General features: G+C 44.1%; 4 protein-coding genes. 3 read left to right on the top strand and 1 reads right to left on the bottom strand.

Annotated features, from left to right (window positions below; genetic code table 11):
- The coding region (locus A3761_RS09260; protein WP_068750135.1) for a hybrid sensor histidine kinase/response regulator at nucleotides 1-915 on the top strand (915 nt) is incomplete at its 5' end.
- Between the two features lie 203 nt (nucleotides 916-1,118).
- Here A3761_RS09260 and A3761_RS09265 read toward each other — a convergent pair.
- Nucleotides 1,119-2,033, bottom strand: a complete 915-nt coding sequence (locus A3761_RS09265) for a haloalkane dehalogenase (protein WP_068512287.1) — start codon at nucleotides 2,031-2,033, stop codon at nucleotides 1,119-1,121.
- Between the two features lie 85 nt (nucleotides 2,034-2,118).
- Between A3761_RS09265 and A3761_RS09270 the strand changes: the two genes are divergently transcribed.
- Together A3761_RS09270 and A3761_RS09280 are read left to right on the top strand one after the other, a co-directional pair.
- Nucleotides 2,119-2,652: a DUF411 domain-containing protein gene (locus tag A3761_RS09270; protein WP_068553661.1), complete on the top strand. Its 534-nt coding sequence runs from the start codon at nucleotides 2,119-2,121 to the stop codon at nucleotides 2,650-2,652.
- Between the two features lie 285 nt (nucleotides 2,653-2,937).
- On the top strand, nucleotides 2,938-6,492 hold the full coding sequence (locus A3761_RS09280; RefSeq protein ID WP_068553662.1) for a trypsin-like serine protease: 3,555 nt from the start codon (nucleotides 2,938-2,940) through the stop codon (nucleotides 6,490-6,492).
- The last annotated feature ends 150 nt before the right edge of the window (nucleotides 6,493-6,642 follow it).

The raw sequence follows: 6,642 nt of genomic DNA on the forward strand, positions 1-6,642 counted from the left end.
ATGAATGGCATGGATGGATTTGAGTTGCTGGGTGCTTTGCGTTCACGCTTTGATATGAGTCAGATGGCTATTATTGGTGTGTCAGGAAAGGCATCATCAGACCAAATAGCGCAATTTATGAAGCATGGTGGGAATGACTTTCTATTAAAACCTTTCCAGCAAGAGCAAGTATGCAGTCGAGTCAACGCCAATGCCCAGCTTCTGGATCAGTTCTCTGAGTTGAGTAGTTTGAACCAGCAGAAGAATGAGTTGCTTGGTATGGCGGCTCACGATATTCGTGGCCCTTTGGGTGTTGTATCTTCAGCTGCGAGTATGTTGAAAAGGGAGATATCCGGAGAGCACCCGGAAATGTTGCTGGGTTTAGTTATCGAAGCTGCAGAGAGTATGGAGGAGTTGCTGGATAGATTGCTTGATGTGAGTTCGATTGAGGATGCTAATATCTCAATCGATATAGATCGGGAAAACCTTTGTTCCCTATTGGATAAAGCTGTTGCTGATGCCCAGCTCCTGGCGAATGATAAGCAGCAAAAACTTAACTTGGAATTGCCAGTCGAAGCCGTATGGGTTGAAGCAGATAGCATGCGAATTAAAGAAGTTGCCTATAACCTGATTTCCAATGCAATTAAATACTCGCCAGTTGGTGGGAAAATTGATGTTCGTTTATCGAGTAATCATAAAAAGGTGCGTATCGAAGTGATTGATGAGGCTGGTGGAATACCAAAGGCCGAGCAGCACTTATTGTTCAAGCCATTCTGCAATATATCAACCAAGCCAACAGCTGGAGAGCGAAGTACAGGCTTGGGCTTGTCAATCTGTCAGCGAATCATGAAACTCCATAAGGGTGAAATCAAATACCGTTCGAATGCTCAGGTGGGGAGCATCTTTGAGGCGGTCTTGCCTTGCGCGAATGACTGAGAGCTTGAAAACAATTGTTACATAATGAAAGAAAAGTGATACATACATCACGTTTTTAATGTCGTATTCTACAAACATTGAAGTACGGGGAAGTGATTCAGGCCCTCTGACCCGGAATAGGTTTCATTATTTTTCTTTGAAGTATTTGTTGTGATTTTGACCCGACTTTTTAGTCGGGTTTTTTATTGCCTAAGAAAAACTCTCTATGAGGCTGGGATTATATGATGATCTATCTCTGTTAGTAGGTTATTGACGACTTGCGCAAATTCGGCTCCTGAATCTTCTTGAAGAAAGTGGCCGCCTTTAAGTTTTACGTGTTTCATTCCCTTTGCACCAGGAATCTTCTTACGCATATACTTATCACCGCCTCGTGTTATAGGGTCTCCATTGCTGAATGCGGTAACGAAAGGCTTTTGCCATTTTTCTAATACCGCCCACGCTGCCTTGTTCGCTTTGCTTGCCGGGTTGTCCGGGCTTGTTGGTACTAAAGCCGGAAAAGCCCGAGTGCCTGCTTTGAACTGCTTGGATGGAAAGGGTGCATCGTAAGCGCGCTGCTCGTCTTTGCTAAAAGATTTAAAACTCCCCATCTCTACGATTTTTGCAATAGGGAACCAGGGGCTATTAAGCGCAAAAGCTTTCCATATCTTAAAAGCGGAAGGTACGTCTTCTTCACCTGTTGGTAGCATGCCATTACCGACTACAATTGCTTTGAAGCGCTCTTCATTTTCTGCCGCGAGTCGAAGGCCGAGCAATGAACCCCAGTCTTGGCAGACCAGTGTAATATTGTTTAAATCAAGCGCGTTGATTAAGGATAGGAGCCAGTCCATATGGCTTTGATAGGAGTAGTCTTCAATATTGACAGGCTTATCTGACTTGCCAAAGCCAATTAAGTCGGGAGCGATGACTCGATGCCCCGCAGCAGTGCAAATAGGGATCATGTGGCGGTAAAGGTATGACCAGCTGGGTTCACCATGTAACATGAGTATTGGGTCGGCACTTCCCGGGCCTTCGTCTATATAATGCATTCTCAAACCACCGACGTCGGTATAGTGAGCAGAAAAGCTATAGTTCGGCAGGTTTTTAAAGCGTTCATCAGGCGTACGGACAAATTTGACCATGAAAGAATTCCTTTATTGATAGGTCGATCTTTTTATTCAGAATTTAACTATAGCAGCTAGATTAAAAGGGTGAGGTAATTGCGATATGCAAATAGATAGAGAGAGATCTGTTTCGCTAGTTCGGCGCTTTATGATACTGAGTATGATGCTGGCGTTTGGTATCTTGAGTGCATGCGGTCAATCAGAGGATTCGTCTAGTACTGAATCGAGCGCAGCAGATAGAACTTTGACTGTTTATAAAACAAAGAGTTGCTCTTGTTGTTCTGAGTGGGTGGATCATATTCAACAGGGCGGTTTGTGGGCCATAGTTGTGAACCAGGATTCGGTGGCGCATATAAAAGATTTCTATCAGCTGCCTGCTAATGCTCGCTCCTGTCATACTGCTGTGTCGTCAGAGGGTTTCGTGTTCGAAGGACATGTTCCAGCGAAGTTTATTAAACAATTTTTATCAAACCCACCTGCTGGCTCAGTTGGTTTGATTGTTCCTGCAATGCCCTTGGGTAGTCCGGGTATGGAATACCAAGACAAGTTTAACCCTTATCAAATATTATCTATGAATCAAAAAGGTGTGCTTGAACCTTACGCTTCGATTGACTCATATGCTCAGCAGTTTGATTAGATTTGATCTGGCTTGATCTATAGAGCTTGTGTAAATGTTTTTGGAAAAAGGTAAATTTCGTAGAAACTTCCCATAAGAAAGGTTTATAGCGTCACAAAATTTAAATGCAGTTGTACAGTGTTTTTATAATCAATAGGGCTGGCTATAAAAGACTGATAAAATTCGAGGAGTTTTTTGCTGTGTTCCTGATGCATGATTTTAGTTGTTTTATATCTCTCAGCGTTTTACTTGTGCAGTACAGGTCCAGTTCAATATATAAAGATTATGAGTTCCATAGAGGTCAGGATGGCTAAGGGTATGTTTCTTTCAATGTGTGGTCAGGCTTTAGTTGCTAGGCGCAATGTCGGTATTGTTCGGGTGATGTTATTTGCCATGCTTGCTTGTGTTGCGAGTAGCTCTGCTCTCTCAGCTAATCGTATAGTCGGTGGCGACGAAGTTGAGGTAGAGAGTGATTACCCTTGGATGGTATCGCTCCGAAATTCGGCAACTGGCGAGCATGAATGTGGCGGTACCTTGATTCATGAACGTTGGGTGATGTCTGCTTCGCGTTGTTTCTATGAAGAGCCTGCTGAAGCAATTTCCGTCTATGTTGGAGATTATGATATCTCACGAATTGAAGAAACTGAGCGGCGTATTGGGGTGATTAGTCGCGTGGAGTCAGGTCGAGATTTGATGTTGCTTGAGTTGGCCGATGCGGTTGATGTGAGTGTTTATCCACCTCTTGAATTAGTTAGCTCAGCCATGTTTGAAGGTGTCGAAGCAGGTCATTTGCTAACAATTGTTGGATGGGGGGATCGTGATGGCAACCCCAATCTTATTTCTAGTGGGGGCGGTGAAGACACAATAAACGAAGACTTTCCAAGCGTATTGCATGAAGTGAATGTACCGTTGTTCAACCAGACCGAATGCAATAAAGCCTTCCTGAATGGCGATTTAGAAACGTCGTTGGGAGCTGACTTTTTACCAATATATGGTAATGCTATTGATGGTAAACATATTTGTGCAGGTTATATCGAAGAGACAGATGATGGGCTTCAAGGTCTATGCGAAAAAGATAGTGGCGGCCCTTTATTATTTCAAACAGGTGGTGAATGGTTTCAAGCCGGCGTGGCAAGCATAGCTCCTTCTGTTTGTGGAAGTCTGGATTATCCAGATGTTTTTACCCGGGTTTCAGCGTTTAAAGAGTGGGTGGACAATATTATAAACCCTGTCGATTTGACCCCAGACAAGCTTTCTCTGCCTGAAAATGTTACTTCAAGTATATTGGAGGATGGTGAGAACCCTGTATGTAGTGGTGGCTCGGATGAGTCTTTAAAATACAGAATAAAAGAGGTTAATGGTTTTTCTTTAAGTTTTACAAATAGTGCTGCTGATAGCTTTGTAATTGATAGTGTTGAGCTTCAGGTTGATGAGATTGAAACCAATGAATGTGGTGTAGGGACGGTAAAATATACACCTTCCGAGCTATCGATTACCAGCACGGAAGATAGTGCTTTGCCTGATTGCCAGGGCTCTGAGTTAGCTCCGGGGGAGAGTTGCGAGGTCCATATTCGGATGAACTTCCTTTCACCTGGTATCAAGTTTGCTACCTTGATGATAGGGGTTGAGGGTAAGGAGGAAAGCTACTCGTTTGAGTTGAGTGGTAATGTGATAGGGGAAGCTGATTTTAGCTCAAGTGTGGGTGAGGGAGTGTTTTTCTTTATAGAGAAGCAGAATGAGTGGGATTTACAGGGAGATATTGTTTCCGAATTAGTGTCAGACTACACCCTATATGAGCAAACGATGTTGATTGGTAAGGTTGATGGTAGCGGCCAATTGAGCTTTGACTGGAAAGTAGATGATACGAGTGTAATGGATGTCTCATTGTGGATAAATGGTGAAGAGCTTAGTGAATATAAGCCGGCTGAGGCTTATGGTCGTGAGACTATCGTGTTACCTGAAGATCAGGTCAATACTGTTGAGTGGCGCATGGCTAGGGGAGAACTTTGGCGTTCTACGAGTGAAAGTTCATTAGGGGATGAAGGCAAGACCTTGTATTTGAAGTCGGTTAATTTTACAGCAGATAACCCAGATGTAGTTGAGGATACAAGTCCTAGCAATTCAAAGTCTAGTGGTGGAGCATTCCACCCACTAGCGCTAGTGTTTTTGGCAGTGCTATTTTTCTTTCGTCGAAACGCTGCAGGTATATCGAAAACCTATCGTGCCATGAGTGTGGTGATTGTAATGCTCGTTGTTTCTTCAGGTTGGGCTCGCGCGGAAAATAGGATTATTGGTGGTGTTGACGCTGAGTTTAGGGATTACCCTTGGATGGTGTCATTACAAAATAAATATACTGGTGAGCACTTTTGTGGTGCAACCTTGGTGGATGAATACTATGTATTAACGGCATCTCACTGCTACGCCGGGGAGGCTTTGGATAGTCTTGTTGCGGTTATTGGTGCTTATGATTTGAGTAACTCGTCTGGGTATGATTTGCCAGAGCAGAGCAATGCGCGAGCCGTTAATCTCATAGAATATAATGAGGCTGAAAATGGCGATTATTTATTGTTTCAGCTAGCCGAGACTGTGAGTGATGTGCCAGTGCTCTCGTTAGCTACTGAGGCGGATATGCGCAAAATTGCTGAAGGCGATTCCTTGCGCGTTATTGGTTGGGGGGATATAGACCCAGACGATAGTGTCGCGACTTACCCGGATGTTCTCCAAGAAGCAGATGTAACGCTAATGAATCATGAAACTTGCCAGGATAATTATGCCGAGATTGGTGATGAGGTGACTGACGACATGGTATGTGCGGGTGTTCAAGCTGGTGGTTTAGACTCTTGCCAAGGAGATAGTGGTGGCCCTTTGCTTTGGCAGAATGAGAATCGTGACTGGGTTCAGGTTGGTGTTACGAGCTTTGGTGAAGGGTGCGGGCAGGCACAGTACCCGGGAGTTTATACTCGTGTAGCTTCTTATTTGGATGATTTTGAGGGAGTTAAAGAGTGGTCTGATGTTGTGTTGAATGCTCAATATCTGGGGGAAATGACTGTAGGGTCTCCATATGAATATACCTTGAATTTAACTAGTAATCTGGTTCAGCCTTTTGAGATCAGCTGGATGCAATTTGGGTCTGGTGATGTGAGCGGGTTTCAGGTTGTCGGTGATCGTTGTTCAAATGACGTGCTGTATTTGGGTGATAACTGCGAGTTGGATTTGAAGCTGGACTTTGATCAGGATGGTGAAAAAACGGCTGTCATGACGGCAATATATACAAATGAAGGATTTAATTGGTATCGCTTATCTACCAGAGTATATCCGGAAAACGATATGGAAATAGCTGGAAGTGGTATTGATTTTATCCTTGAGTCAGCGAGTACATGGCGAAATGTGGGGGATAGTGAGTTAGCGGTGGAAATGCCAGACACGCAAGATATATCACGTTTCTCTTCACGCTTTTCCCGGGCGGGAACGCTTGCTTTTGACTGGCTACTATCAAGCTCTGATGTGATGAATCTGGATGTTTATATTGATGGTGTTCGTCAAACGACTGAAGTGGTTGACGGTGTTGAGCAAGATTTAGTCGTAGGAAGTAGCTATTCGAACGTCGTTATAGAGCTGCCTGAGGGTGGCGCTTATGTTGAGTGGGTGTTGGCGAGAAAGCGAGGCGCTAGCCTTGGTTTGGGTGAGGGGGACGATGCGCGAATTGCATCAATTAGTTTTACCGCAATTGAAGCAGAGCAAGAGGAAAGTGACAGCAATAAAAAGTCTGATTCAAGTGGTGGCGCCATTGCTTGGCAACTGATATGTCTATGTTTGCTATTGCTGACTTATCGTCGTAGGTTCTTAAAACTTGCGCCTTAGTCTTTATTTGAGTGTTAGATTGATGTTACGTATGGTTTTAGTTCGGTTTGTTGGTGTGCTCATGCTTTCAGGGGGTGTGTTAGCGGGTGGCCCTGAAAATCAAGTTCCGGAGCCGATAGTGCTGCAGTCTCTTGATAACGAGGCGATCAC

Source organism: Oleiphilus sp. HI0123 (assembly GCF_001635315.1).

Bases quoted from the DNA above. Each gene is read 5' to 3' on its own strand.
- A3761_RS09265 (WP_068512287.1), bottom strand. From the start codon at position 2,033: ATGGTCAAATTTGTCCGTACGCCTGATGAACGCTTTAAAAACCTGCCG.
- A3761_RS09270 (WP_068553661.1), top strand. From the start codon at position 2,119: ATGCAAATAGATAGAGAGAGATCTGTTTCGCTAGTTCGGCGCTTTATG.
- A3761_RS09280 (WP_068553662.1), top strand. From the start codon at position 2,938: ATGGCTAAGGGTATGTTTCTTTCAATGTGTGGTCAGGCTTTAGTTGCT.